The sequence below is a fragment of the Arthrobacter sp. efr-133-R2A-63 genome (assembly GCF_030209795.1).
In the GTDB taxonomy this organism is placed as follows: Bacteria; Actinomycetota; Actinomycetes; order Actinomycetales; family Micrococcaceae; genus Arthrobacter; species Arthrobacter bambusae_A.
In genome coordinates this window covers 264,208-288,166 of the sequence record NZ_JARVRG010000017.1, presented here as the reverse complement: position 1 = coordinate 288,166, position 23,959 = coordinate 264,208, and the positions used below count along the sequence as shown (strand labels likewise).

Below are 23,959 nucleotides of genomic sequence, written 5' to 3'. Positions count from 1 at the left end.
GGGGCCATGAACCCAAGGGACCGTTTGCGTTTCGTAAGGTCTGGACCGGGACGACCGACGGGTCTTGGTGGTCTGATCAAGGTATGGACAGATTGACCACTTTCCTCCAACAGCGGATGGAAGCGGTGAACGGACGGTTCTCCTCGCCTTTGCGCAGCAGACGGCTGACGGTGGTGCTGGGCCGTTGGCTCGGCCTTGCCTTCACTGTGTGTTTCCTGACCGGACTGTTCAGCCACCTCCTGCAGGATCCGCCGGCTTGGATGGTTTTCCTTACCCGTCCCGCGTGGCTGTACGTGGCTACGCAGGGCATCCACGTCACCACCGGGATAACTTCCATCCCGCTCCTGGCAGCCAAGCTTTGGTCCGTCTACCCCGAACTCTTGCGCTGGCCTCCGCTGAAATCCGTGGTGCATGCACTCGAACGCGCCTCGATTGCGCTCTTCGTGGCCGCTTCCCTCGTGGAAGTCACCATCGGCTTGCTCAACACTTTCCAGTGGTATGCGTGGCCGTTTTCCTTCAGGGATGTCCACTATTGGCTGGCCTGGGTCATCATCGGATCTTTGGCGCTCCACATCGCTGTGAAGATGCCCGTCATCCTGGCTCATTGGAGCCGTAGATCGGACGCGGCCGCCACCGCCGCCAACACTGAGGAGGTTTTGCCGGACAGCAAAACGGTTCCGGCCGCGGTAAAGCGTGGAACCGGGAACGGCTGGAGCCGCCGGGGGTTCCTTGCGGCACTCACCGCCGGCACCGGCGTCGTCGTCTTGACGACGGCCGGCCAGTCGTTCGCTTGGCTGTCGGGCCTGAACCTGTTCGCGCCGCGCCGCATGGATACCGGCCCGCAGGCCGTACCCATCAACAGGACGGCAGCCCAGGCCGGTGTGGCGGACGCTGCGCTTGCCCGCGACTGGGTGCTGACAGTGTCCTCGGGATCGGTCCGGAAGACGTTCACGCTGGCGCAGCTCGCGGCCTTGCCGCAATACAGCTACGGATTGCCCATCGCCTGCGTGGAGGGCTGGAGCCAAGGGGCGCAATGGCGTGGTGTCCGGATCCGGGACCTGATGGCAACGGTGGGCGCACCCGTAGATGCTGAGCTGCAGATATCCAGCATGGAGAAGGGCGGCGTCTATGGGCGTTCCTTCATGCCCGCCGCATACAGCCAGGACGAGCAGACATTGCTGGCACTTGAGCTGAATGGCAAGCCACTCGACCTTGACCATGGCTATCCGGCACGCATCATCGCACCAGGTCGGCCGGGAGTGCTGCAGACCAAATGGGTGCATAAGGTGGAGGTGATCTGATGCGGCTTCCCTTGGTGGGTGCTGCGGCATCGTCAGGGCGCAGGACTCTCTGGTGGGCGCGGGCAGCACTTGGCGCCTTGGGCGTGGCTGCCCTCGGGTATGCGCTCTTCGGATTCCTGGCCAACGTGCCGCCCGCCCAGCTGATCGGTGTGGCAGCGTGGCTTGCCGTGGCGTTGTTGGTGCACGACGGCATGCTGGTCCCGCTGACAACGTTGGTCGGTGGCGGATTGTCGAGGTTCACGTTTGGGCTGTCCCCTGTCCAGCAGGGGATAGTGCGCGGCGCGCTTCTCGTGGGTGCGGTGGCGACCTTGGTCGCGGCCCCGCTGATCCGTGCCCAGCAGGTGCTGCAGCCGAGGGGGCCGGGCAGCGGCGTGAACAACACGGTCCTGCAGGGGGACTATGCGCTGGCCTTGGGTGTCTTCTGGGTGGTCCTGGCGGTCGCCGCGGCCGTTGTTGTGGCCGCCGTCGGACTTTACGGCCGCCGTTCCAAGGTCAGGAAGATCCGCTCCTGAACGGTGCGGGTGGCAACCACCTTGAGCCCGGCCCGGGCCGCGTGGCGCGCGAGCGCTTTTTTGCCTGCGCGCGCCCAGGGAAAGGCCGCGCTGGCACGTCCGTCTGAATCCTCCAGCACCGCCAGGTAGGCCACGTCGAGAAAATCCGGTGCTTCGGCTTCCGCCAGTACTTGGCCGTCCGGGGCAAGCAACGAGGAAACACGCTCCAGCAGTATCCGGATGTTTCCGCCGATGCCGATGTTGCCATCCAGTAACAAGGCCGAACCCCAACCCCGTTCGTGCGGGACCGGGTCAAAGATGGAGCCCAGGACGGCCGCGCCGCCTCGCTCGGTGGCCAGCTTCACGGCGGCGGGGCTCGAATCGACACCCATGGAGGCCAGCCCCAGTTCCCGGGCGGCCTCCAGCATCCGGCCTGGGCCGCAACCCACATCGAGGACGGGCCCGCGGAGGGTGCGGAGCAGCTCGCGCTCACTTGTGGTGGCCGGGCCGGACCAGGAGAGCATGTTGAAGTGGACTGGCCCGATGCCCTCCGGCAAGGCCGATTCCGGTCGCAACGTCAGTCGCCCCACTCCGAGGGGCAGGCTGCGGGCGTAAGGCTCGTAGCCGCCCTGCCCGAAGAGCGCTTGGCCAAATAGAGCCGGTCCAAACAGGGCGCGCGGGCGGGAGCCCGCAGCAAAAGCGTCGGCGCGGGCACCGGGATCCCTCGGGACTGTGTGGATGCTCATGTCCGGGCAGCCCATGGCATGGGTGCGGCGTCGGATGGCACCGTCCTTGTCCATTCCGCCGGCAGTCCCTCGCTCAGGAGGTCCACGGCGCGGGCAAACGGGCTTCCGCTGCATTCCCACGCGGCAGCCACAGCATCGGGAAAGTAGTCCACGTCCCTGAGGACGGGCAGCACGCCCACGTGCAGGCCGGCTCCGGCCAGCCGGCCCCGTTGCTGCGCCCCGGTGTGCGGGGTGGACATGTCCACCCCGCGGAGCAGGCCGCCGTCGGGCGTGTACAGGCCCAACGCCCAAAAGCCACCATCCGACGCCGGGCCGAACCAGGCACGGCGGGGTGCCGGGGCGGGGGTTTCCCAGTCCGCCAGCAGCGGGGCCAACTGCTCGCGGCGTAGCTGGGGCGTATCCATGCCCAGAATCAGCAGCGGTCCCGCAGTGAGCGAACAGATGGCCGCCAGCCGTTCGTCCAGGCCGCCGGCCCCTTGGGGGAAGACTTCAAAACCGGCAGCGTCCGCGTGGTGCGGCGTGCCGTCAAACACCAGCAATCGCCTGGCCGCGGGAAGGGTCCGTACGGTTTCCAGCGTCTGGCTCAGGCTCGTCTGGGCCAAGGCTGCGGCCTGCTCCGGCGTGAGCGGGGGAGTGAGGCGGGTCTTGACCTTGCCGGGGCTGCATTCTTTGGCAATGACGGCGACGGTGAGGTTCACGGCGTCGCTCCGTGGGCATCGGCCGATGGTCGACCGGCCGGTCCGGCGGCCTTCGTCGCCTTAGTCCGCTGTGAAGCGGCGGCCAACTGGGTCCCCATGTCTTTGAGGGCCGTGACGGTTCCGCGGAGTGTCCCCGTGACCTTGGAGTTCCCCAGCCGCGGTGCATAATCGACGGGGACCTCGGCCACGCGCCAGCCGTCCCGGTGGGCCTTGAGGAACATCTCGAGCGGATAGCCGCTGCGCCGGTCCCTGAGGTCCAGTCCCAGGAGCGCGCTGCGCCGGGCAAGGCGAAGTGGGCCAAGGTCCGTGATGGCGATCCCCGTGAGCCGACGCAACCGCCAGCTCAGGGCCCTGTTGGCCAAGCGGGCGTGAAGCGGCCAAGCGCCCGACGCCGGACGCCGGGCACCTAGCACCAGGTCGGCGCGACCGGTGCGGACGAGGTCAAGCATCGGGGCCAGTTGGGCAGGGTCCAACGACCCATCGCAATCGCAAAAGGCCACAAACTCCGCCGTGGCCGCGAGCAGTCCGGCATGAGCTGCCGCGCCAAAGCCGCGCCTCGGTTCCTCGACGACTGTGGCCCCCAGACCGGCGGCCAGCCCTCCGGATCCATCGGTTGATCCGTTGTCCACGACGATTGCGCGGTACCCGGGCAGCAAGGCTCCGAGCACCATGGGAAGGGCCGCACGCTCGTTGAGGCACGGAAACACCACGTCCACGAGTGGGGCGGGTGGGCCTCCGTCGTCACCCGCCGGTCCCTTGAGAATGTCGGCCATGCCGATGCCATCGTTTGAACCGCGCGAACCGCTTTGCTCTTTCTCCACCCTTTGACCGTAGAATCCGCAGGCCCGGTGCGACAGGCGGATTTCCTTACGGAACCGGGACGTTTGCCACCGGCCTAGCTATGGTCCCCGCGCAAGGGCGCGGTAGCGAACTCGCGCATTCCGTCCTCGAAACCTTGCGCGGGGATCCAACCGAGCTCTGCCTGGGCCCGGGCGGAGCTCGCGGTGATATGCCGGACGTCGCCTAGCCGGAAACCGCCGGTGGCCACAGGTTCGGGAGCCCCGCTCACGGAACTCAAGATGGCCGCCACCTGCCCAATGGTGTGGACTTCAGAGGCGCCGATGTTGTACGCCCGAAGGCTGCCCGAGGCCATCCGGCCCCCTGCCAACGCGTCAATGGCCAACAGATTCGCCTCGGCAACGTCCCGGACATGGACGAAACTGCGGCGTTGGCCGCCATCCTCGAACACCCGCACGGCTTCGCCGCGGGCCAGGGCGGAGCGGAACAGGCTGGCTACGCCCGCGTAGGGGGTGTTTTTGGGCATGCGGGGGCCATAGACGTTGTGGTAGCGGAGGGCGACGGCGGTGCCTCCGGTTGCGCGCGCCCATGCGGAAGCCAGGTTTTCCTGTGCCACTTTGGAGGCGGCATAGACGTTCCGCGGATCCATGGCCGCGTCTTCGCTGACCAGCGCCGGCAGGAGCAGCTCGCCCGTGGCAGGGTCGCGGGGATCGAATATTCCGTGCTCCAGATCCTCCACCAGGCGCGGGCCAGGGCGCACCAGCCTGCCCGCAGCGTCGGTGTAGGCGCCCTCGCCGTACACCACCATGGACGAAGCCAGGACGAGCTTGCCAACACCTGCGGATGCCATGCCTGACAGGAGCACGGCTGTGGCCAGGTCATTGTTGCGGATGTAGTCCGGCGCGTCGGAGAAGTCGACGCCGAGACCCACTTTGGCGCTCTGGTGCACGACGACGTCGACTTCCGCGAGCGCTTCTGCCACGGCGGCTGGGTCTCCGACATCGCCCGCCGTCAGGTGCGCCCCGGGAATTCCTTGCGGCCGATCGGGGTGTACTGCCGGATCCAGTGAATCCAGGATCCGGACCTCCCAGCCGCGTGCCACGGCTGCCTCCACAATGTGGCTGCCGATGAAACCGGCCCCGCCCGTGACCAATAGCCTCACGGCGCTGTTCGCCCCGTGCCGGGGAGGACGGGGCCGTCGCCGGCGGGGCCGGCGGTGCCCATCACGGTGGCCACCGCGGCAGGCGGCATGGGAGCCATCCGCCACGGCCCGTCGTCGTCCGCTGGATCGGCGCCAGTGATCGCCTCGGACACCGTCCGCACCGCGTCGGACAACACCGCGAGGATCCGCGGTTGCGCCCCCGCCAGCCGGCCCAGCACCAGTTCCGCCGTGACTGGTTCGGAGCCATCGTGCCCGGTGTCGGCATCGGTAATGAATGCCAGCGCGGCGAAGTGCATGTTCAATTCAGCCGCGAGCATGGGTTCCGGGTATTGGGTCATGCTGATCAGATGTGCGCCTGCCTGGACCAGGGCCGCGGCCTCAGCCTTGGTGGAGAATCGCGGACCGTTGATCACGGCCACGGTGCCCGCCCCGGCGAAGTCTTCCCCGTGCCGCTGCAGGGACGAGATGAGCGCTGCGCGCAACGGGGCGCTGTAGGGCTCGGCGGCGGGAAGGTGCTGCACCCCGGTGGGCGACGAGCCGTCGTAGAAGGTGTCGGCCCGTCCCCAGGTCTTATCCAGGACCTGGTCGGGTACGGCAAAAGTGCCGGTTCCGTGGCTGGAAACCAGTCCGCCCACGGCCGCGGAGGAGATGACGGCCTCCACGCCGAGGCTCTTGAGGGCCCAGAGGTTGGCGCGGTAGTTGATCTGCTGTGGTGAAACGCTGTGCCCGCGGCCGTGCCGGCTCAGGAATGCGACCACCGGGCCGCCGTCGCCGTCATCGCCGCCGGGGCCGTCCGGCGCGGCGAGGCCGTCCGGCGCGGCGAGCCGGGCGACCGTCACGGCACTGGAAGGAGGCCCGAACGGCGTCGGGATGTCCAGCGTGTCGAGCATGACGGCCCCGGGCAGCCTGTACAGGCCGGTGCCGCCTATGATGGCGATCCGTGAGCGGGGTGCTGCGGTGTCTTCCGGGAGCAATGACATGACCCCATCATGCCAATGCAGGCCCGCGCCGTCGCGGGTGGAATCCTTACGTGTCCGGAACGCGTACTGGTGCGAATCGCCCTAGCCGTCGCGGTCGATGTGCAGGTAACTGAGTCCGCTCACATCGAGCCAGTATCGCGTGGGCGTCTCCACGAGGCGGAGCAGTACGCCCTCGCAGGAAGCGCAGCGCACAACGATTCCCGGCGCGTCGACGTAGACCATCGTTTCAGCGAAGACGCGGACCGCTCCGCAGTGCTTGCAGCGTCCGATCGCGGCGACGATATCGAAGCGGAAGAGTTCCCAGAGCGGTCCGGCGAGCGCGTTTCCGTCCAGGTGGGGTATCGCATTGCCAGTGGTTCCCGCGATGTCCTGATCCGCGAAGCCCGGATCCATTGCGCCCGGAGAATCGGGCCCATTGTTGCCATTCACCCGGTTCCTCCTGTTCCGCCGAAGCGCTCGGTCTTGATCGACCCGGCGGGATATCCCGCTTGCACGAGCCATTCCGCGACCGTTTCCACGAAGACGGTCTGGCCGCAGACGAAGACGTCCGGGGCACGGTCCTTCGGCAAAATGTTGGCCAGCAGGGTTTCCGCCGTGAGCCGTTGCGGGGCAGCCGGCCAACCCTCCGGGACCTTGCGTGTGTATACGTAGTCGATGGTGAGCTTGCCGGATTGCCGGGCCAAGGTGAGGAGTTCTTCCCGATAGAACCCCGCTTCGGGTGACTTGAGCGAATAGAGCAGCCGGAACTGCGCAGGATTCTCCGAAGCGTGGTGCGCGCGGATCATCGACATGAGCGGCACCACCCCGGATCCTCCGGCAATCAGTTGAACCGGGTTCGTATCCGTTGGTTTCCAGACGAACCAGCCACCCACAGGTCCGCGGATCTCCAGATGGTCTCCGACGGCCAGTTCCCTGACCAGATAGGGGGAGACTTCTCCGTTGGCCAATTCGTCAACGGTGATCTCCAAGGTTTCGTCCATGCTTGCCCGCGCCACGGAGTACGAGCGGACGGCCGAATACCCGTCGTCTGCGGTGAGGCGGATGTCGATGTGCTGTCCGGCGAGGTTGCCGTTAAGGCCGGCTGCCCGGAGCCCGATGGTCCGGGCGGTATCCGTTTCGGGCATGCTGCTGACGACGTCGGCCACGCGCCATTGCGTGCTCATCGTGCGCACCTCATGAGTAGCGCTCCTCGCGCCACGGGTCGCCGTGGAGGTGGTAGCCGTTGGATTCCCAGAAACCAGGAACATCATCCTGGGTCAACTCGATGCCGTTGATCCACTTTGCGCTCTTCCAAAAGTACAAATGCGGCACCAGGAGTCGGGCGGGTCCGCCGTGGACGCGATCAAGCGGCTCGCCGTCGAACTCCCAGGCCACCCATGCCCTGCCGCCCAGAAGGTCCGCCAGGGGGACGTTGGTTGTGTATCCGCCGTAGGAGTGGGCCATCGTGAACCTGCAGCTTGTTTCCACGTTTTCAAAAAGGGAATCCAGGGACACTCCGCGCCACGTGGTGCCCAGCTTGGACCAGCTGGTTACGCAATGGATGTCCGTATGGATGTCGGTTTGGGGCAATGCCATGAAAGCGTCCCAGGACCACGCATGGCGCTGCCCTGCCTCAGTGGTGATGAAGAATTCCCAGCGGTCAGGGGCGATCCGGGGAGCGGGGCCTGCGGTGAGGACCGGGAAGCTGCCGGTCTCGTATTGGCCCGGCGGCAACGCCGGATTGCCGCTCTGCCGTCTTCCATGAAATCCAGAAGAGATGATGCCCACCATGTACCTCCGATGCGGAGACTCACGCCGGCCGTGCCCGGTTCCCCCACGATAGGCCAACGGCCGGGCGCGGTCTAGGTGCCTGGCAAAGCCTGACCGGGTCACGGCCGCTGCAGTAGCTTGGTAAGTGTCGTGCACGCTTTCGCGCAGTCACGGATCCGCACCAAGCCAATGGCTCGGAGGCCACATGAACACCACTCCTCGCGTCAGTGTGCAGGACCTTCACAGGGCAGCAGCCGAGGTCCTCCGGCTCAACGATCTGGGCACCATGACCACTGCGGCGCCCAATCTGTACCCCCATATGTGGAGCTGGGACGCCGCCTTCGTAGCTATTGGACTGGCGCGGATCAATGTCCCACGCGCCATCACGGAACTCCGGACCCTGCTGGCCGCGCAGTGGTCCACGGGAATGATCCCGCACATCGTCTTCAGCGAGAACAGCACCGACTACTTTCCAGGTTTTGACCGTTGGGGCACGGAGTCCGCCCGCGCACGTCCTTCCGGCATCAAGAGCAGCGGCATTTGCCAGCCTCCCGTCCATGCGATCGCCCTGCGTCATATCCTGGACCGGGGGCGGGCGAACGGCGGCGCCGACCAGGAAGCGGCAGAGACCTTCCTCGCCGAATCCTTCGACGGCTGGCTCGCGTGGCACCGGTGGCTGGCCACCGTGCGTGACCCGGACGCCGCAGGGCTGATTGAAATCCATCACGGTTGGGAGTCCGGATTCGATAATTCCCCGCGCTGGGATGGGCCCTACGCCCGCGTCCAGGCCGGTACCGTCCCTGCCTTCACGCGGCGTGACACCCTGCATGTTGCAGACACGGGCGAACGGCCCGACGACAGCGAATACACCAAGTATCTGTGGCTCGTTCAGCAGATGGCTTCCGTGGAGTACGACGACGAGGCCGTGCGGAACGTCGTCGACTTCCGGGTGCGGGACGTCTTCTTTTCCGCGATCATGGCTGCTGCCAGCGATGTCCTCGCCGCTCTGGGCGAGGAGATCGGGCGCAGTTCCGACGCCGGGGAGCTGCGGGATTTCGCGCGGCGCTTCCGCGACGGGGTGGCGTCGACGATTGATCCCCTGAGCGGCCTTGCCCGCGACTACGACATCCTGGCCAAGGAGTGGATCTCGACCGAGACCGTTTCCGGATTTGCCCCGCTGGTGTCCGGAGGCGGGGAGCCGTTGCTCGCGGCGCAAAGGAAGCTCCTTCTCGGGCCGGACTGGATGGGGCATCCCGGGCTGCGGTTTCCTCTCCCGCCGTCCACCTCGCCGTCCAGTGGTGCCTTCCGACCCCGGACCTATTGGCGCGGCCCCGTCTGGCCCTTCCTGAATCTCCTCCTTGGTTGGGCCGCGCACCGTGACGGGCAAAACGAGATCTACCAAGCGCTCAAGGCCGCGTCACTCGATCAGTTAGCCGACCTCCAGTTCGGCGAATACTACGAACCCTTCACCGGAGAACCGCTCGGGAGCCTGAATCAGGCGTGGACAGCCGCCGCCTGCCTCGAATGGATCGGGCCGGATTGGCAGGTGCGGACCGCATAAGGAAGGGAACGACGGCGTCACCAACCGCCGCGCGTGGGTGTGTGTCCTTTCCGGGCATCGTCGGGCATTGCCATTTCGGCCCGCAAGCCAAGGAGCCGGATCGGACGGCCGGCCTCGATTCCGGCTGCGAGGTCCATGGCCCGCGCGAGGATTTCGTTCCGGTCGGATGTCTCCGGAATCTTCTTCCCCTGGGTCGTGGTCAGGAACGGCGCGTACCGGACCTTCAGGGTCAGTCCAATGACGGCCCGTCCTTCGGCCTCGACGTCCTCAAGGACATGCGCTGTCAGCTCGCGCACAGCATCCTCCACTTGGACCGGGTCGATCAGGTCGTGCTGGAAGGTGGTCTCCCGGCTATGTCCGCGGGCAACCCACGGGGTGTCATCCACAACGCTGGCGCCGTCGCCTCGTCCGAGCTGCGCATACCACGGACCCATCTTGGGGCCGAACTCCGGGACCAGGTCCTGGGGATTGGACGCGGCGAGTTCGGCGACGGTGCTGATGCCGAGTTTGGCCAGCCTGGCGGACACCCTGGCGCCGACGCCCCACAGGTCCTTGGTGGGCCGGCTGCCCATGACGTCGAGCCAGTTCCCGGCGGTGAGGCGGAAGACGCCGGCCGGCTTGCCGAACCCGGTGGCGACCTTGGCCCGGACCAGGGTGTCGCCGATGCCCACGCTGCAATGGAGTTCCGTTCGCGCCAGCACGGCGGCCTGAACGCGGTGGGCGTAGGCTTCCGGATCCTCCGTCTCAACGCCTACAAAGGCTTCATCCCAGCCCAGCACCTGCACGGTGGCGCCGGGCTGCGCGCGCAGGGTGGCCATGACCGCTTCAGATGCCGCGAGGTAAGCCTCGTGATCGACGGGCAGGATCACGGCGTCGGGCACTTTCCGGGCCGCAATGCGCAGGGGCATCCCGGAACCCACACCGAACGCCCTGGCTTCGTAGGACGCCGTCGACACCACAGCCCTTTCCGTGGGGTCGCCCCGGCCGCCGACAATGATCGGCTTGCCGGCAAGCTCCGGCCGCCGGAGCACCTCGACGGCCGCGATGAACTGGTCGAGATCAACGTGCAGTACCCACGGGATTCCGCTCACGGCACTAGTCTGCCGTAAACGTCCCTGCCAAGCATCGGATTCCGCCCGGCTTGAGTTCTGTTGCTTGCGGTCCTATCTCAGTAGTCCCGCTCGTCGAAGAGAAGCGCCAGGCAGTCGGTGTAGTGGGTCATTGCGTCTGCGAAAGTGAGAAGTTGGAGTCCGCCGCCTGCGCCAGCCTTTTCGGTACCAGCATCGTCGGGGCGGCAGAGAAGCGGCTCGCAACTCGTTCCGTTCGCGGTGAGGGTTGCTATTCCCCACGGATGGCTGGGATCGGTGACTGCGATGCCTGCTGCGTCGAAGGTGTCGCGGAGGACGTATCTTGTGACTGTCCTCCATGACTGCAGGAACTGGGGCTGCAGCTGTTCAATGAGCTCGTCGTCGTTGCTCCCGTAAGCGCGCTCGAGGTCTGTCGATAGTTCGTCCCATTCCTCGGCGTCGCGGACCATGAGGTGTCCGGCCCGGAGACGGGCAATGGTTTCGTTCATCGTCATGGTCAGTCCCCAAACTTCGTGTGTGTCTTTCCCGCCTCCGAAAGAAGGTCATCAACGAAGAGAACGGACGGGAACCCGGCATGATTCCCGCGCGCGAACCGGCGGCCTGGAGATCCTTCCGATTTTGCTCGTGATGCGGTCCCTTGAACCCCCGACCGCTCCGGGGATAGCATGGCCGCCACCGGACCCGTCCGTCCCGGGCCTTGCGGCCGGGCGGGACCGACGTCGATCAACTTCGAGGAGGAGGCGTGGGCGAGACAACTGCGGCTGCGTCCTCAGCGGAGCTGATGGTCGACCTGATCATCTCCCTGGACGGGTATGCCTCGGCCGTGGGATGGCCCGGCTGGTGGGGCCTGGAGGGGCCGGAATACCTTGACTGGCTTCAGCAGGAGGGGGAGAAGGGCTACACCTTCCTTCTCGGGGCGAACACCTACCGGCTGATGTCCAGGATGTCCGAGGAGGCGGCGGCCGCGAGCTCGGGATTCTCCGATGATGAGGGGGCTACCCTCACCGGCCTTGCCGCCGTGCCGAAGGTCGTCTTCTCGTCCACGTTGCAGGCGCCCCTGACGTGGCCGAACTCGGAGCTTGTCACCGGGGACGCGGTCCGGGCTGTGGCGGAGATGAAGCGGACCCGGACAGGACCCTTGAGCACTCTGGGGAGCGTCAGCTTGTGCCGGTCACTGCTGAGCGCCGGACTCGTGGACAGGTTCCGGCTGGTCGTCTTCCCCGTGATCACAGGCAGCACCGGTCGGGAGCGGATCTACGACGGCTATCCGGACGTTTCGCTCGAAATGGTGGAGAGCAAGACCTTCGATGGTCGGCTCCAGCTGCTCGAGTATGTCCCCACAGTACTCAGCGGTCCGCCGGGCAGCGGCGCGGTGTGAGCCAATGCGACGGGAAGCGGAGGTGAGTTCGACGATCTTGGTGACGGGTGGTACCGGCACGCTTGGCCGGCTCGTGGCTTCGCGCTTGCGGGATGCGGAGGACGTCGTGGCAGGATCCGGGATCCCCTTCAGTACACTCCGCGCAACCCAGTTCTTCGAACTGACGCTGCTGACTGCGCGCGCTATGGCGAAGCTTCCCGTCATTCCCGTGCCGAAGGGCTTCCGGTTCCAGCCGGTGGACGCTGGCGAGGTCGCGGACCGGCTCGTGGAACTCGCCCTCAATGAGCCGGCCGGCCTGGTGCCCGATCTTGCCGGGCCGCTCTGCTATCCAATGCGAGACCTCATCCGCTCCTATCTCTCCGCGGCCGGTCAGCGACGCCTTCTCGTTCCCGTTCACATGCCGGGGAAGGCCGCCAAGGCGATCAGGGAGGGTGCAAACCTGTCCGAGGAAATGGCCGTCGGGCGGAAGACCTGGGATGAGTTCCTCACTCAACGGGTGCCCGGTGTGGTCGGGAGGTGACGCGGCGGATTCAGTGCGGGGCGGCATGCCTGGCCCGCGCCGCCGGTTCAACGAAGTCCACGGCATACGGTTTGGTGGCGGAGCGCTGCAGCGGAGGTCGTAAGCGCACCTGATAGGCGCCGTTTCGGAACTTGTAGCGGGGATCCATCTGGATCACCAGGAGCGGCTCCTGGCGGGAAGCATCCACCCGCAGCAGCATTCCGTGCCGTCGACCATCGACGAGCAGCGGGGTGGCCGGCTCGACGGCGGTTCCCTTGAGGAGCTCTTGATATTTTGGCCCCGCCGCCAAGAACAGGACTCCGTGGGAGAACCCGACGACGCGTAACGGGATGACCTGGTCAGGCTGCCGGGTGGGTTGGGGATGTCTTGCGTGTTCGTGCACGGGTGGCTCCGTGGCCGAATTCACGGATCGATCGCATTCCGGGCACCTGGTCCGCATCCCGACGTCGGCCAAAAGGGTCACAAGCAAGCCTCGGGGGGCGCTGCTCCATTTCTCGGCGACGACGCGGCACCACGCCGGGTGGTACTCCTTTTCGTATTTCATGACATAGACCTGATCTTCGCCGAGGAGGGGCTTGCCCTCCCGCCGGGTGGCCGGCTCGACAGGCTTGAGGGCGCCGAGGCCTTTGGCATCTGCGCGCCCCGCGTCACTGCCCTTGAGGTACGTGCGGATCCAGGGACTGAATGATCGTTTTGGGCTGGGAATTGCGGGGCCTTCCTGTGCGGAGGGAATGCGTTCTTCCCTCATTACCCCCTACATAGCTTGATGGCTTTTCGTGCGACTCGCCAGTCCGGCCGCCCGCCGTTCCCCTTGACTTTTCCCTTGGGGGAAGGTGCGAAGGTGGAGGGCACGGCAGGCTTCCAGTCGGGGTGACAGCGAAGGGGACGGAGCGCAGGAGTAGTCCGGCATCACAGACCGGGCCATTCAATAGGGGGAAAAGCATGGCAAAAACCAAGGAAGTCACCGACGCGTCCTTCGACGCCGAGGTGATGAAGTCACCCAAACCCGTCGTCGTGGAATTCTGGGCGGGCTGGTCTGGACCCTGCACCAGGCTCTTCCCGGTCCTGGAACAGCTCGCGGTGGAATACGCCGACAAAATCGATGTCGTCAAAGTCAACGTCGACGAGAATCCCGAAACCGCGGTTGCCTTCGGGATTAGCTCTGTTCCGTCGGTGTTCCTGTTCAAGGACGGCGAACGCAGAATCTCCGTGATCGGGGTGGGGGCGAAGAGGTACTTCGAAATGGAGTTCGCTGAATACTTGCGCTAGTCCGCCTTCACCCCATGAACGCCTTCCCCTACAGTGGAGGTCAACGGGGGAAGACGAGGTGCATGGTGCGAATCGGTGAAGCTGCCCAGGCGGCGGGTATGACCAGCAAGGCCTTGAGATTCTATGAAGAGCACGGGTTGCTGCCTGCGGCGAAGCGCACTGCCAGCGGATACCGCGATTACCCGGACGAAACCGTCAATCGGCTCGACTTCATCCGCCGTGGGCGCGCCGCAGGACTGGCACTCGCGCAGATTCGTGAAATCCTGCTTTTGCGCGACGCAGGCCGCTCCCCTTGTACCCATGTTCGCGACCTTCTGGCCGGGCAGTTGGCCGACCTCGACGCGCAGATCGCCGACCTCGTCGCGCTGCGCACCACCGTCGCCGGATACCACGCTGCCGCGGCTGCCGCGGATCCGGAGGCGTGCGACGCCGATAGGATCTGCAGCTACCTCTGACGACCGCATCACTACTGACGCGCCTATCATTGTCTCAGGGGTGCCGCCACTGCTTCGCGGAGGATGAAAATGAGCCCTGACTCACAGCCGAATTGGCGCGACCACGGAGTCAAAGTCATTCCAGGTTCGCAGCTCGATCCGAACACACCCCAAACCCCTGGCATGGCGAGAGCCGCGGCAATCACGCATGCCCGGGCGGGAGCCAACAAGCTGTGGGCGGGCACCGTCACCATTGATGCCGATGCCAAGACCGGGGCCCACCATCACGGGGAACTGCAAAGCGTCATCTACGTCGTCAGCGGCCGGGCACGCATGCGGTGGGGAGACAGCCTGGAGTTCGTCGCCGACGCCGGGCCGGGCGACTTCATATTCGTTCCGCCGTTCGTACCCCATCAGGAGATCAACGCAAGCCAGACCGAGGCTCTCAATTGCGTCCTTGTCCGCAGCGGCCAGGACCCAATAGTCATCAACCTGGATATCGAGTCCGCTGAGCCACCGGAAATAGTCCGGTGGATCGATCCCCTTCACCCTGCGCCCTGAATCGACACATATTGGTGAGTGCAGTGAAGCGATTCCCCGTGACCCTGCTGGCCGCGGCCCTGTGGTTGGGCGGATGCGCCGGTCCGGGAGGTCCGGACGCGGGGCATACCGGCGTTGTCACCGGCATTGTCCTGACCGCCCCGGCATGTCCCGTCGAACGTGTCGGTCAGGAGTGTCCGCCGCGCCCCGTCTCGGGCGCCGCGGTTGTCGCCTTGGACGGGGACGCTGTCCGAGGCTCCAGACGGACCGACGGCACTGGTTCCTTCCATCTCACGCTGCCTGACGGTCGTTACGTGATCAAGGCGAGCAACATCGGCGGTTACCTTTCGACGGCGACCCAGACGGTGGTCATCTCGCAGATCCCCGTTCATGTCACGCTGGTTGTCGACAGCGGGATTCGCTAAGCGAGCTACTCGGCGGACGGCCGTTTTCGTTGTTGTTTCGTCGCCGCCCGGTGTTCCTTTGCGACCCGGTGCCGGCGCTTCGAGCTCCGGGTGGGTTTGCTCGCCCGTCGGGCAGCCGCTTCGGGAGCAAGACCCTCCGCCACGAGGCTCGAGAGCTTGGCCAGTGCGATTTCGCGATTCCGCAACTGGGACCGTTGCTCGGAGGCGGCCAGGGTGATCACCCCGGCAACGAGACGGGGTCCAAGACGCGTGACCAGCAGCAGCCGTTGGTCATCGGAAAGCGCTGCCGAGTCGGCGACATTCCATGACAGTTCGACGCGGCTGTCCGAGGTGTTGACGTGTTGACCGCCAGGCCCTGACGAGCGGGAGAACCGCCAGCCGAGTTCCGACGTCGGAATCGTGAGCGCGGGCGACACTTCGAGATCCATGCTGCAAGCGTTTCACGATATGGGCGGGAACACCCGCCCCGCTGCTTCTCAGCTTCCGGAGGCCTTCGCCGCTTTGATCGCGGCTTTGGCAGCCTGCTTGTTGGCGCGAACTTTTCTCAGCGACTCCGGATCCACGATGTCGGCGACAGAAAGAAAAGCGCTCTCCTGGCCGTAGGCGCCGGCAGCCTCGCGCCAACCTTGTGCCTGGAGTCCGCGCTGCTTCCCGAGCAGTGCCAGGAAGATTTTTGCCTTTTGCTCTCCGAAGCCGGGCAATTCCTTCAACCTGCGGAGCACCTCCTGGCCGTCCGGGTTGTCCTGGGTCCAGATGGCAGTGGCGTCTCCATTCCAATCGCGCTGAACGGTCGCGGCGAGATCCTGGACGCGGCCGGCCATCGAGCCGGGGAAACGGTGGACGGACGGACGCTCCTTGAAGACCTCAACGAAACCTGCAGGGTCATATTCGGCGATTGCGGCAGGGGACATGGATCCGATGCGCGTCCGGATCTTTTCGGGTCCGGCGAAGGCAGACTCCATGGTCACCTGTTGGTCTAGCAGCATGCCGATGAGAAGTGCGAACGCGTCATCGCTGAGCAGCTGGTCGGCGGCGGGGTCGCCGGTAATGTGCAGTTCCATGCGCCCATCCTCCCACCTTGATTAGTCCCGCGGGAGCGGGTGCCTGACGTTCCTAGGATCCGGAGGGCCATGCGCAGGAGCCGGTTTCTGCCCTAGTGTCGATGAGGAGACCAGCAAGCCCTATCGAAGGAGTACCGATGAGAATTGCAGTGACGGGTGGAAGCGGAAAACTGGGCCGGCACGTGGTGCGCCGGCTGAGCGGGGACGGCCACCAGGTGTTGAACCTGGACCGTGCGGGCGAAAGGAGTCCGGGCCTGGCGATCGTCGACCTGCGTGACTATGGCCAGGTGCTGGATGTGTTCCTGGGCCTGGACGACCGGCACAGCGGCTTCGACGCCGTCGTGCATCTGGGGGCCATCCCAGCACCCGGCATCGTCCCGGATGTCGCGACATTCGAGAACAACATGCTCTCGACGTACAACGTGTTCCAAGCGGCCCGCCGGGCCGGGATCAAGAAGATTGTCTACGCCTCAAGCGAGACGGTGCTGGGACTGCCGTTCGACGTCGACCCTCCCTATATCCCGGTGGATGAGGAATACCCGGCGCGGCCCGAAAGCACCTATTCGCTCGTAAAGCACCTCGAAGAGCAGATGGCCATCGAGTTGACGCGCTGGGACCCTGGGCTGAGTATCGTGGGGCTCCGGTTCTCCAATGTCATGGACGTGGAAGACTACGAACGGTTCCCGTCCTTCGACGCCGACGCGAGGCTGCGTAAATGGAACCTATGGGGTTACATCGACGGCCGGGACGGCGCGCAGGCCGTGGCCCGGGCCCTTGAATACGGCAAGCCCGGATTCGAGGCGTTCATCGTGGCGAACGCGGACACCGTCATGAGCCGGTCCAGTGCCAGCCTGGCTGCGGAGGTGTTCCCTGATGTGAAGGTGGTCAAGGACCTGGAAGAGCACGAGACCATGCTCTCCATCGACAAGGCCAAGCGCTTGCTCGGGTTCGAGCCCGAACACACGTGGCGCACCTATCATTCGAACCGCACTACCCCCGTCGAGGATTGAGGAACAGCATGCTATACCGCACTTTGGGCAACAGCGGCGCCGTGGTTTCGAACTACGCGCTGGGAACCATGACTTTCGGAGCCGAGGCAACGGAGGAAACGTCCCGCGCCATCCTGGACAGCTACGTCGAGGCGGGAGGCAACTTCATCGACACCGCCGATGTCTACAGCGCCGGCGCATCGGAGGAGATCATCGGCCGCTGGCTGGCCGAGCGGCCCGACGCGCGGGACCGCGTGGTGCTGGCCACCAAGGGCCGCTTCCCCATGGGGACGGCACCGAATGACGTCGGCACCTCCCGCCGCCACCTCACCCGGGCGTTGGACGATTCGCTGCGCCGTTTGGGCGTGGAGCAGATCGACCTCTACCAAATGCACGCGTGGGACCCCATTACGCCGTTGGAGGAGACGCTGCGTTTCCTGCACGACTCCGTGAGCAGCGGCAAGATCGCGTACTACGGTTTTTCCAACTTCCTGGGGTGGCAGTTGACCAAGGCCGTCCACGTGGCCAAGGCCTTTGGCTGGAGCGCGCCGGTGACGTTGCAGCCCCAGTACAGCCTGCTCGTCCGCGAAATCGAATCGGAAATCGTCCCGGCGTCGTTGGATGCCGGCATCGGGCTGCTGCCGTGGTCGCCGTTGGGTGGCGGATGGCTCTCCGGTAAGTACAAGCGCGACGTGCCGCCCACCGGGGCCACCCGCCTGGGTGAAAACCCGGAACGTGGCATGGAGGCATGGCAGGCCCGCAACGACGACCCCCGCACCTGGGACGTCATCGGGACAGTGGAAAAGATCGCAGCGGATCATGGCGTCAGTGCTTCCCAGGTTGCACTCGCGTGGTTGGCGGACCGGCCCGCCGTGACCTCCGTGATCCTCGGCGCCCGCACCACGGAACAGCTCGCGGACAACCTGGCCGCGGCAGACCTGGAACTCAGCTCCGAGGAAACAAGCCGGCTCACGGAGGCCAGCCAACCGCGCGTCGGCGTCTATCCGTATGGTCCGATGGCGCAGAATCAGCGCAGCCGGAAGATCGAGGGCGGCCGGTAACGCACAGCGCCGGGCGCCCGGTCCCGTGCCGGGCGTCGTAGACATCCGACGTCGATTGCCCACAACGCGGGACAGGCGTTGAATGTGGCTATGGTCGACTGGGTATTGCTCTCCAACCTCGGCACCGCGCTTGGCACGACTGTTCTCGCCGTCGCGACGTTCATCTCCACGAGATCGGCCAACCATCGGCACGGCTGGCACCTTCCACCGGACTCCAGGGCTCCGTTGTCGCCGGTGGGGGAGTTCCACCGGCTGACCCGGGACATCTACGTGCCAGCCAATGACGCCGGATTCTGCCAGGTCGCGATCCGGGACCCGGAGTCGGCCGACTTCCGCAACGCCACCGCGGGAGCGGCTGGCGAGGGCTTCGCCGTCGACGTGCTCTACGGAGACGCCGAGGGCTCGCAGCGCGTTGTCTCCCGTTTCTTCATCACCCCGGGACCCGCGGGCGCAGGCCACGACGACGACGTCGACTGGCTGCTGATGGTCTCGCGCCACTGGAACCTGGACCTGCCGGCGCCGCGTGGCTGAGCCCGGAGCCTCCCGTCGGGGCGGGATTTGCTCCCGGTTCGACGCCGGTAGGCACACCTAACCGGCTTCGCCCTGAATGCGGTCCTTCACGCTTTGGGGCATGGTCGAGCATGCGTCGTTGTCGGAGCGCTGGTCGGCATGGCTGTCCGCAGTGTCCGAGATGCCGATCGTCCCAACGGCTCCTTGCCATCCGCCCAAGCCAACGAGCTGCCGGGGGACCCAGACATTCGCGGCCCCGTTCACAAGGTTCCACACGGCGGGGTCGACGCCCGCGCCCAGGTAGATGCCTCCCTTGGGATCCCGCTTGACCAGATCCGGCAGCGGAAGGACGCCCATCAGCTGCGCGGATTGATAGTCGGTCATATTCCACGGCGGTGTTCCGAAGTAGTACCAGCTGGCGGCGCAGACGCCATACAGATGGGGGCCGAACTGCGCATAGTTCAGGTACAGCTCCAAGGTGCGCTGAGGGCTCAAGGTGTAGCTGAACTGGGTTGCCAGGACAGCTTCAATGCCCTTCCGCACGGCGTTTTGGTCGTCCCAGAGGAAGATGTTCTTGACTAGCTGCTGGGGGATCGTGGAACCGCTCGGGTCGGGCTTTCCTTGGAAATATGCCTGGGCCCTCGCCTGGAGGTCGCCGAGGTCGAAGGCCCCGCTGCGGGTGCCGAGCTGTTCGTCTTCGTGGGCGATGGTCGCGGCCAGCAAGTGCCGGCTCATGTGGTTGATCGAGACGAACTGGTAGACGTTGGGTTCACCCGCCTCCAGCATGTATGCGGTGCGCGCCGGCGTCACGCCCATGCTGAACATGAAGGCGATGATTTGGACCAGGACCAGCGGGGTGATCAGGGCCAGCAAGAGCTTGCGGCGCCATTTCCGTTTGGATCGCTTGGCCTTCTTGCCGTTTGCAGGGGCCGGCGGTTGGGCTTGATCAGGCTCCGTCACGGGCCGCTTCAACGGGTCCTGCACGGCTCCCTCCGGCTCCATGGCGACAGGCACGGGGTAGCTGGTGACTTTGGCCCGCGCCTGATGAGTGCGGCCCGCTGAAGGACGGCGCCCTGGCTGCGGACGCCGAGGCGAGGTCGGTGGTGTTGGATTGTCCATCGGTCTGCTTTCGCTTCTCGTCCCGCACGGAACCCCTGAAAGGGGTTGAGGATGGCACGAAAGTCTACCGGGCCTTGCTGCTTGTTCAGTTCAGCCAGGCGCGCTCAGCCGGGTAAGAGCAGTCCTCGCCGACGGCCCGTAGGGTGCGGCGGAGGATTGTAAGTACACTTAGCGAAGTGATCACGAGCGAAAATCGGAGCGGCACATGACTTCTGCACGGACGTTTGAATCGATCGTCATCATTTTCAATCCCAACAGCACCGGGGATGCGCGCAGACTGGCCGAAGGTCTGCAGAGTGAGCTGAAGGGTCTGCTGAGCTACCCGGTGGACATCAGGCTCCAGCCGACCGCCCGCGCCGGACATGCCGTCGAGCTGGCACGGGATGCGGTGAGCGGCGGCGGGGACGTGTTGGTGGTGTCCGTCAGCGGTGACGGCGGTTACAACGAGGTTGTCAACGGCGTGATGCAGGGCGGAAATCCCCAAGCCGTCTGCGCGGTGCTTGGGGCGGGCAATGCCAATGACCACCGGCGGAGCACCGGCACCCAGCCGCTCGGTGAAGCGATCGCCGCGGGCAGTGTGCGGAGCATCGACTTGCTGCGCGTCCACACAGGCAAAGGATCGGACTCGCCCGCGGAGTACGCGCACTCCTATGTTGGTTTTGGACTGACCCCGGTCGTGGCGATTGACCTGGAAAAGGGCGGCAAGGGGGCCCTGAAGGAAATGGTCTCCGTGATGCGGACCTTCTCCAAGTTCGAGCCCTTCGAAATACGCCAGGCCGACGGCAAGCGCCGCCGTTTGGACAGCCTCGTGCTCGCCAACATTCCGGAGATGGCGAAGTACGCCACGCTCAGCGACGCGGACGACAAGCTCGCTGACGGCAAATTCGAAGTGGTCCTCTTTGCCCACAGGCCAAAATGGCGGGTCCTCTTGATGGCGCTGCGGGCCGCCACGATGGGGCTGGGGGACCAGCCCAGCATGAGCAGCTATTCGTTCACCACCATCGAGCCGCTGGCCTATCAGATCGACGGCGAAGTCAAGTCCGTTGATGCGAACGTCCCTGTCAGAATCGAGTGCGCTCCGGCGACCCTCTCCACCCTGGGATAGGACGGCGCGGGGGCCTAGCGCCGCGCCACGACGCCGTCGATGTCGATCGGCAGGTGCGAAGGCCCGCGCAGGAACGGGCTCGGCCGGTAGCTCGGCGGATCCTCCACGAGCCGCGGGTTCTCGAGCCTGCGGGCAAATGCCGTGAGTGCGGTCTGCGCCTCGAGTCGCGCGAGGGGGGCGCCAAAGCAGAGGTGGATCCCGCCGCCAAAGCCCAGATGCTGGTTGTCGCGCCGCTCCGGGATGAACACGTCGGGGTCGGCGACGTGGGCGGGGTCGCGGTTTCCCGCGGCCAGGAGCAGGGTGATCGAGGAGCCCGCCGTGATGGTCGTTCCGCCGATGTCGATATCGTCGAGGGCTGTGCGGAACGGAATGAAATGGACCGGCGGCTCGTAGCGCAGCAGCTCCTCGACCATCGGGATGGCCAGGTCCGGGTCGTTGCGCAGCCTCCGAAGTTCGTGCGGGTGGCGAAGCAGGGTGAGGATCCCGTTGGAAATGAGGTTCACCGTGGTTTCGTGTCCGGCAATGAGCAGGAGAAGTCCGGTGCTGACCAGCTGATCGGCAGGCATGCGGCCTTCAGGGCCGTCATCGGTGGCAAGCGCAGAAAGCAGGTCGTTTCCCGGGGCCTGGCGGTGGGCTTCCACCAGTTCTTCCATGAAGGCCCGTAGTTCCTTGCCGGCTTCGGCTCTCTTCTTCTGTTGCGTTTCCGGGTCGAGCCCGGGGTCGGTGGATTGCAGGGCGACTTCCACCCAGGCCCGGAACCGGTGTTCGTCTCCGGGGGCTACGCCGAGAAGCTCGCAGATGATGGTGACGGGCAGCGGGTATGCCAGTTCGTCCACGATGTCAACGCTGGTCCGGCCCTCCATCTTGTCGATCAGATCCGTGACGATGTCCGTCATCCTTGGCTCCATCCCGGCGACGCGGCCCGGCGTCGTGGGTGGGCCGAAGTGTCGCATGGTGATTCGCCGGAACTTGTCGTGGTCGGGCGGGTCCATGCTCAAGAACGTCGGAGACATGCCGGGGCCGTCTCCGTTCTCTCCGGCTGCCGCCGCGGCTGCGACCGGGTTGTGGCTGAAGTCGGAACTCACCCGGGGGTCATGCAGGAGCGCAGCGATCTCTGCGTAGCCGCTGGCAACATACGCGCCGTCCTGAAGCCTGGCCACGGGCGTCCGGCGGAGCTCAGCGTATAGCGGGTAGGGATTGGCCCTGTGTGAGTAGTCGAGGATCTGCTCCCAAATGTTGTCCACGGTCATGGTGACCCCTCCTTTGTCCTCGCGGCGCTTTCCGCCGGTCTGCGTGACGGTGTTTCGCCGGCGGCTGGGTTGGTCAGCCTCGCCCGGCGTTCATTCGGATCGTGTCCGGTGACGACGACGGTGGCGTCCTGCGTGGGGCTGGGCGCGGCTTTGAACCCTGCCGGCACGGGATCGGCATGGGTTGCTTCGTCGACGTGGTGGAATGCCGGCGGGAACGGGGCCGCTTGCTCGATCAGCGGTTCGTAGAAGTCGAGCCACTTGTTCTGGTTGAAGGCGACCGCCGCCACGATGCGGCCCTTGTACCCGTAGACGGCCAGGAATCGCCGCTGCGCCACCGACCCTTGGACGATGGCGACCTCGTCGGCGGCCGAAGGCACTCCCACGCTTTTGATCTCGGTGCCGAATTGAACCGACCAGAATTTCGGCACCGCCAAGTGCGGCCACCGTTCGGTCTCCTGGCTGACCATGTTGTGCGCTGCGACTTCGGCCTGCGAGATGGCGTTGCCCCAATGCTCGACGGCGAGGTATTGATATCCGTACATCGGCTGCGGTGCGCGCGCTATGTCGCCGGCGACGAAGACGTCGTCGGTGACCAGTCCGTTCGCGTCGAAGGCGCGGCAGCCGGCGTCGCACGCGACGCCCCACACTCCGCATGCCAATCCGGAATCCGCGAGCCATTCGACATTGCGGACGGAACCCAGCGCGGCCACCGCGACGTCGACTTCAAGGGTTGTTCCGTCCGACAGAACGGCACGGCGCAGCTGCCCCGTGGCATCGCCTTCAAGGGACGTGACCCGGACGCCGCAGCGCAAATCCACGCCGTTCTCGAGTTGCAGTTCGCCGGCTATTGCGCCGATTGTGCCTCCCAAGGCAGCGACGAGCGGAGCCGGACCAGCCTCGGCGACGGTGACCTGCAGGCCCAGTTCGCGGCACACGGACGCGACTTCGCAACCTATGAATCCGGCGCCGATGACCAACACCCGACGGGGATGGCCTGCGAGGAGGTGGCGCAGGGTGGCGGAGTCCTCCTGGGTGCGCAACGTCAGCACTCCTGCAAGGGCGGCCTCCGCCGTGTTGGGCCAGGGGCGGGAGCGCAAGCCGGTGGCAATCAGCAACTTGTCGAAGCCGATCCGGTTGCCGTCGGCGAGTTGGACCTGCTTCGTCGCCAGATTGAGGCTGGTCGCGGCCACGCCCAGCCGCCAGGTGGCGCCGATGTCCCGGCGCTGGGGCAGTGAAGTGTCCGCCGACCGGAATGCCCCTGCGAGGAGCTGTTTCGACAGCGGCGGCCGGTCATAGGGTTCGTGCGGTTCCTCGCCGATCAACGTCAGGGAGCCCGTGAAGCCCTCCTCACGCAGCGCCTCTGCGGCGTGGAGTCCCGTCAGTGAGGCTCCGACGATGACGATCCGTCCGGTTTTCTTGAAGGCGCCTCCGTTGTTGAGCACGGGGTCGGACATTCCGGGCCGCGTGCTTGTTTGGTAAGCCATGTCCGGACCGGACTGTCCATCGAGGGTGCCCGGGGCGGGCGGCTGTTCGAGCCGGATGGCCTGGACCGGACATGCAGCGGCAGCGCGCCGGACCTTCGTGCCCTGTGCGTCGTCGGGGTCCGGGTCGTACGTGAGCGCCTCGTCTCCCTGGATCGTGAAGACATCCGGGGCAAGAAAAGCGCACTGGGCGTAACCCTGGCATTTCGTGAGATCGACGACGATCCTCATGCCGAGTTTCTC

At 65.8% G+C, this 23,959-nt stretch carries 29 protein-coding genes; 13 read left to right on the top strand and 16 right to left on the bottom strand.

Features of this window, described 5'->3' with window-relative positions; all coding sequences use genetic code 11:
* The first annotated feature begins 83 nt into the window (after window positions 1–83).
* Both QRN45_RS09470 and QRN45_RS09465 read left to right on the top strand, forming a co-directional pair.
* Window positions 84–1,301 (top strand): molybdopterin-dependent oxidoreductase, encoded by a 1,218-nt coding sequence (locus tag QRN45_RS09470; protein ID WP_284763093.1) that lies wholly within the window; start codon window positions 84–86, stop codon window positions 1,299–1,301.
* Entirely contained in the window at window positions 1,301–1,813 is a 513-nt protein-coding gene (locus QRN45_RS09465) for a hypothetical protein (protein ID WP_241708473.1), read from the top strand. The genes QRN45_RS09470 and QRN45_RS09465 overlap by 1 nt, the downstream gene beginning before the upstream one ends.
* Here the strand turns inward: QRN45_RS09465 and QRN45_RS09460 are convergent.
* The 8 genes from QRN45_RS09460 to QRN45_RS09425 all read right to left on the bottom strand — a co-directional run bounded on the left by QRN45_RS09460 (window position 1,774) and on the right by QRN45_RS09425 (window position 7,946).
* A complete protein-coding gene (locus QRN45_RS09460; protein ID WP_241708474.1) occupies window positions 1,774–2,592 on the bottom strand; it encodes an SAM-dependent methyltransferase in 819 nt (272 codons plus the stop codon). The genes QRN45_RS09465 and QRN45_RS09460 overlap by 40 nt on opposite strands.
* Complete coding sequence (locus QRN45_RS09455; protein WP_241708475.1) at window positions 2,535–3,236, bottom strand: TIGR04282 family arsenosugar biosynthesis glycosyltransferase; 702 nt, start codon at window positions 3,234–3,236, stop codon at window positions 2,535–2,537. The genes QRN45_RS09460 and QRN45_RS09455 overlap by 58 nt, the downstream gene beginning before the upstream one ends.
* Window positions 3,233–4,057: a glycosyltransferase family 2 protein gene (locus QRN45_RS09450; protein WP_308196788.1), complete on the bottom strand. Its 825-nt coding sequence runs from the start codon at window positions 4,055–4,057 to the stop codon at window positions 3,233–3,235. The genes QRN45_RS09455 and QRN45_RS09450 overlap by 4 nt, the downstream gene beginning before the upstream one ends.
* A gap of 74 nt (window positions 4,058–4,131) precedes the next feature.
* On the bottom strand, window positions 4,132–5,196 hold the full coding sequence (locus tag QRN45_RS09445) for an NAD-dependent epimerase/dehydratase family protein (RefSeq protein ID WP_241708476.1): 1,065 nt from the start codon (window positions 5,194–5,196) through the stop codon (window positions 4,132–4,134).
* Window positions 5,193–6,176: an MTAP family purine nucleoside phosphorylase gene (locus QRN45_RS09440; RefSeq protein ID WP_241708477.1), complete on the bottom strand. Its 984-nt coding sequence runs from the start codon at window positions 6,174–6,176 to the stop codon at window positions 5,193–5,195. Before QRN45_RS09440 ends, QRN45_RS09445 begins: the two co-directional genes overlap by 4 nt.
* 81 nt (window positions 6,177–6,257) lie before the next feature.
* Complete coding sequence (locus tag QRN45_RS09435; protein ID WP_241708478.1) at window positions 6,258–6,605, bottom strand: DUF6510 family protein; 348 nt, start codon at window positions 6,603–6,605, stop codon at window positions 6,258–6,260.
* Window positions 6,602–7,339, bottom strand: a complete 738-nt coding sequence (locus QRN45_RS09430; RefSeq protein ID WP_241708479.1) for a ferredoxin reductase — start codon at window positions 7,337–7,339, stop codon at window positions 6,602–6,604. The genes QRN45_RS09435 and QRN45_RS09430 overlap by 4 nt, the downstream gene beginning before the upstream one ends.
* A 10-nt stretch (window positions 7,340–7,349) precedes the next feature.
* A complete protein-coding gene (locus QRN45_RS09425; protein WP_242598675.1) occupies window positions 7,350–7,946 on the bottom strand; it encodes a sulfite oxidase-like oxidoreductase in 597 nt (198 codons plus the stop codon).
* A 184-nt stretch (window positions 7,947–8,130) separates the two neighbouring features.
* On the opposite strand from QRN45_RS09425, the gene ggh reads away from it, so the two are divergent.
* A complete protein-coding gene (gene ggh / locus QRN45_RS09420; RefSeq protein ID WP_241708480.1) occupies window positions 8,131–9,486 on the top strand; it encodes a glucosylglycerate hydrolase in 1,356 nt (451 codons plus the stop codon).
* Window positions 9,487–9,503: 17 nt separating this feature from the next.
* Here ggh and QRN45_RS09415 read toward each other — a convergent pair whose 3' ends face one another.
* Together QRN45_RS09415 and QRN45_RS09410 are read right to left on the bottom strand one after the other, a co-directional pair.
* Window positions 9,504–10,577: a DNA polymerase IV gene (locus tag QRN45_RS09415; RefSeq protein ID WP_241708481.1), complete on the bottom strand. Its 1,074-nt coding sequence runs from the start codon at window positions 10,575–10,577 to the stop codon at window positions 9,504–9,506.
* Between the two features lie 77 nt (window positions 10,578–10,654).
* Complete coding sequence (locus QRN45_RS09410; protein ID WP_241708482.1) at window positions 10,655–11,068, bottom strand: hypothetical protein; 414 nt, start codon at window positions 11,066–11,068, stop codon at window positions 10,655–10,657.
* 287 nt (window positions 11,069–11,355) lie between these two features.
* Between QRN45_RS09410 and QRN45_RS09405 the strand changes: the two genes are divergently transcribed.
* Both QRN45_RS09405 and QRN45_RS09400 read left to right on the top strand, forming a co-directional pair.
* Complete coding sequence (locus tag QRN45_RS09405; protein ID WP_241708712.1) at window positions 11,356–11,952, top strand: dihydrofolate reductase family protein; 597 nt, start codon at window positions 11,356–11,358, stop codon at window positions 11,950–11,952.
* Window positions 11,953–11,974: 22 nt separating this feature from the next.
* Window positions 11,975–12,472 carry an SDR family oxidoreductase gene (locus QRN45_RS09400; protein ID WP_264637867.1) on the top strand — a complete coding sequence of 166 codons (498 nt, stop codon included), beginning with the start codon at window positions 11,975–11,977 and terminating at the stop codon, window positions 12,470–12,472.
* 10 nt (window positions 12,473–12,482) lie between these two features.
* Here QRN45_RS09400 and QRN45_RS09395 read toward each other — a convergent pair whose 3' ends face one another.
* Window positions 12,483–13,220: a hypothetical protein gene (locus tag QRN45_RS09395; RefSeq protein WP_264637868.1), complete on the bottom strand. Its 738-nt coding sequence runs from the start codon at window positions 13,218–13,220 to the stop codon at window positions 12,483–12,485.
* Between the two features lie 194 nt (window positions 13,221–13,414).
* On the opposite strand from QRN45_RS09395, the gene trxA reads away from it, so the two are divergent.
* From trxA to QRN45_RS09375, 4 genes are all read left to right on the top strand, one after another.
* A complete protein-coding gene (gene trxA, locus QRN45_RS09390) occupies window positions 13,415–13,741 on the top strand; it encodes a thioredoxin (protein ID WP_264637869.1) in 327 nt (108 codons plus the stop codon).
* 65 nt (window positions 13,742–13,806) lie between these two features.
* Window positions 13,807–14,196: a heavy metal-responsive transcriptional regulator gene (locus QRN45_RS09385; protein ID WP_502870706.1), complete on the top strand. Its 390-nt coding sequence runs from the start codon at window positions 13,807–13,809 to the stop codon at window positions 14,194–14,196.
* A gap of 69 nt (window positions 14,197–14,265) precedes the next feature.
* The gene (locus tag QRN45_RS09380; RefSeq protein ID WP_264637871.1) at window positions 14,266–14,736 is read left to right on the top strand and encodes a cupin domain-containing protein; all 471 of its coding nucleotides are present in this window, start codon (window positions 14,266–14,268) and stop codon (window positions 14,734–14,736) included.
* A gap of 14 nt (window positions 14,737–14,750) precedes the next feature.
* Entirely contained in the window at window positions 14,751–15,140 is a 390-nt protein-coding gene (locus QRN45_RS09375) for a peptidase associated/transthyretin-like domain-containing protein (protein WP_284763088.1), read from the top strand.
* 5 nt (window positions 15,141–15,145) lie between these two features.
* Here QRN45_RS09375 and arfB read toward each other — a convergent pair whose 3' ends face one another.
* Both arfB and QRN45_RS09365 read right to left on the bottom strand, forming a co-directional pair.
* Complete coding sequence (gene arfB / locus QRN45_RS09370; protein WP_264637873.1) at window positions 15,146–15,568, bottom strand: alternative ribosome rescue aminoacyl-tRNA hydrolase ArfB; 423 nt, start codon at window positions 15,566–15,568, stop codon at window positions 15,146–15,148.
* 48 nt (window positions 15,569–15,616) lie between these two features.
* On the bottom strand, window positions 15,617–16,201 hold the full coding sequence (locus tag QRN45_RS09365; protein ID WP_078105204.1) for an HhH-GPD-type base excision DNA repair protein: 585 nt from the start codon (window positions 16,199–16,201) through the stop codon (window positions 15,617–15,619).
* A gap of 137 nt (window positions 16,202–16,338) precedes the next feature.
* Here QRN45_RS09365 and QRN45_RS09360 point away from each other — a divergent pair, with 137 nt between their 5' ends.
* The 3 genes from QRN45_RS09360 to QRN45_RS09350 all read left to right on the top strand — a co-directional run bounded on the left by QRN45_RS09360 (window position 16,339) and on the right by QRN45_RS09350 (window position 18,782).
* The gene (locus QRN45_RS09360) at window positions 16,339–17,211 is read left to right on the top strand and encodes an NAD-dependent epimerase/dehydratase family protein (RefSeq protein WP_264637874.1); all 873 of its coding nucleotides are present in this window, start codon (window positions 16,339–16,341) and stop codon (window positions 17,209–17,211) included.
* 8 nt (window positions 17,212–17,219) lie between these two features.
* Window positions 17,220–18,251 (top strand): aldo/keto reductase, encoded by a 1,032-nt coding sequence (locus QRN45_RS09355; protein WP_264637875.1) that lies wholly within the window; start codon window positions 17,220–17,222, stop codon window positions 18,249–18,251.
* A gap of 90 nt (window positions 18,252–18,341) precedes the next feature.
* A complete protein-coding gene (locus tag QRN45_RS09350) occupies window positions 18,342–18,782 on the top strand; it encodes a hypothetical protein (RefSeq protein WP_284763086.1) in 441 nt (146 codons plus the stop codon).
* A gap of 57 nt (window positions 18,783–18,839) precedes the next feature.
* Here QRN45_RS09350 and QRN45_RS09345 read toward each other — a convergent pair whose 3' ends face one another.
* The gene (locus tag QRN45_RS09345) at window positions 18,840–19,721 is read right to left on the bottom strand and encodes a transglycosylase domain-containing protein (protein WP_264637877.1); all 882 of its coding nucleotides are present in this window, start codon (window positions 19,719–19,721) and stop codon (window positions 18,840–18,842) included.
* Window positions 19,722–20,085: 364 nt separating this feature from the next.
* Between QRN45_RS09345 and QRN45_RS09340 the strand changes: the two genes are divergently transcribed.
* Complete coding sequence (locus QRN45_RS09340) at window positions 20,086–20,985, top strand: diacylglycerol/lipid kinase family protein (protein WP_284763085.1); 900 nt, start codon at window positions 20,086–20,088, stop codon at window positions 20,983–20,985.
* A gap of 14 nt (window positions 20,986–20,999) precedes the next feature.
* Here QRN45_RS09340 and QRN45_RS09335 read toward each other — a convergent pair whose 3' ends face one another.
* Together QRN45_RS09335 and QRN45_RS09330 are read right to left on the bottom strand one after the other, a co-directional pair.
* Window positions 21,000–22,235, bottom strand: coding sequence for a cytochrome P450 (locus QRN45_RS09335; RefSeq protein ID WP_264637879.1), 1,236 nt, complete (start codon window positions 22,233–22,235; stop codon window positions 21,000–21,002).
* Window positions 22,232–23,947 (bottom strand): FAD-dependent oxidoreductase, encoded by a 1,716-nt coding sequence (locus QRN45_RS09330; RefSeq protein ID WP_284763084.1) that lies wholly within the window; start codon window positions 23,945–23,947, stop codon window positions 22,232–22,234. Before QRN45_RS09330 ends, QRN45_RS09335 begins: the two co-directional genes overlap by 4 nt.
* Window positions 23,948–23,959 lie beyond the last annotated feature (12 nt).

Coding starts and splice junctions, on each gene's coding strand:
- QRN45_RS09355 (WP_264637875.1), top strand. CDS start 17,220: ATGCTATACCGCACTTTGGGCAACAGCGGCGCCGTGGTTTCGAACTAC.
- QRN45_RS09330 (WP_284763084.1), bottom strand. CDS start 23,947: ATGAGGATCGTCGTCGATCTCACGAAATGCCAGGGTTACGCCCAGTGC.
- ggh (WP_241708480.1), top strand. CDS start 8,131: ATGAACACCACTCCTCGCGTCAGTGTGCAGGACCTTCACAGGGCAGCA.
- QRN45_RS09360 (WP_264637874.1), top strand. CDS start 16,339: ATGAGAATTGCAGTGACGGGTGGAAGCGGAAAACTGGGCCGGCACGTG.
- QRN45_RS09350 (WP_284763086.1), top strand. CDS start 18,342: ATGGTCGACTGGGTATTGCTCTCCAACCTCGGCACCGCGCTTGGCACG.
- QRN45_RS09365 (WP_078105204.1), bottom strand. CDS start 16,201: ATGGAACTGCACATTACCGGCGACCCCGCCGCCGACCAGCTGCTCAGC.
- arfB (WP_264637873.1), bottom strand. CDS start 15,568: ATGGATCTCGAAGTGTCGCCCGCGCTCACGATTCCGACGTCGGAACTC.
- QRN45_RS09380 (WP_264637871.1), top strand. CDS start 14,266: ATGAGCCCTGACTCACAGCCGAATTGGCGCGACCACGGAGTCAAAGTC.
- QRN45_RS09440 (WP_241708477.1), bottom strand. CDS start 6,176: ATGTCATTGCTCCCGGAAGACACCGCAGCACCCCGCTCACGGATCGCC.
- QRN45_RS09395 (WP_264637868.1), bottom strand. CDS start 13,220: ATGAGGGAAGAACGCATTCCCTCCGCACAGGAAGGCCCCGCAATTCCC.
- QRN45_RS09425 (WP_242598675.1), bottom strand. CDS start 7,946: ATGGTGGGCATCATCTCTTCTGGATTTCATGGAAGACGGCAGAGCGGC.
- QRN45_RS09460 (WP_241708474.1), bottom strand. CDS start 2,592: ATGGACAAGGACGGTGCCATCCGACGCCGCACCCATGCCATGGGCTGC.
- QRN45_RS09465 (WP_241708473.1), top strand. CDS start 1,301: ATGCGGCTTCCCTTGGTGGGTGCTGCGGCATCGTCAGGGCGCAGGACT.
- QRN45_RS09405 (WP_241708712.1), top strand. CDS start 11,356: ATGGTCGACCTGATCATCTCCCTGGACGGGTATGCCTCGGCCGTGGGA.
- QRN45_RS09430 (WP_241708479.1), bottom strand. CDS start 7,339: ATGAGCACGCAATGGCGCGTGGCCGACGTCGTCAGCAGCATGCCCGAA.
- trxA (WP_264637869.1), top strand. CDS start 13,415: ATGGCAAAAACCAAGGAAGTCACCGACGCGTCCTTCGACGCCGAGGTG.
- QRN45_RS09470 (WP_284763093.1), top strand. CDS start 84: ATGGACAGATTGACCACTTTCCTCCAACAGCGGATGGAAGCGGTGAAC.
- QRN45_RS09335 (WP_264637879.1), bottom strand. CDS start 22,235: ATGACCGTGGACAACATTTGGGAGCAGATCCTCGACTACTCACACAGG.
- QRN45_RS09410 (WP_241708482.1), bottom strand. CDS start 11,068: ATGACGATGAACGAAACCATTGCCCGTCTCCGGGCCGGACACCTCATG.
- QRN45_RS09340 (WP_284763085.1), top strand. CDS start 20,086: ATGACTTCTGCACGGACGTTTGAATCGATCGTCATCATTTTCAATCCC.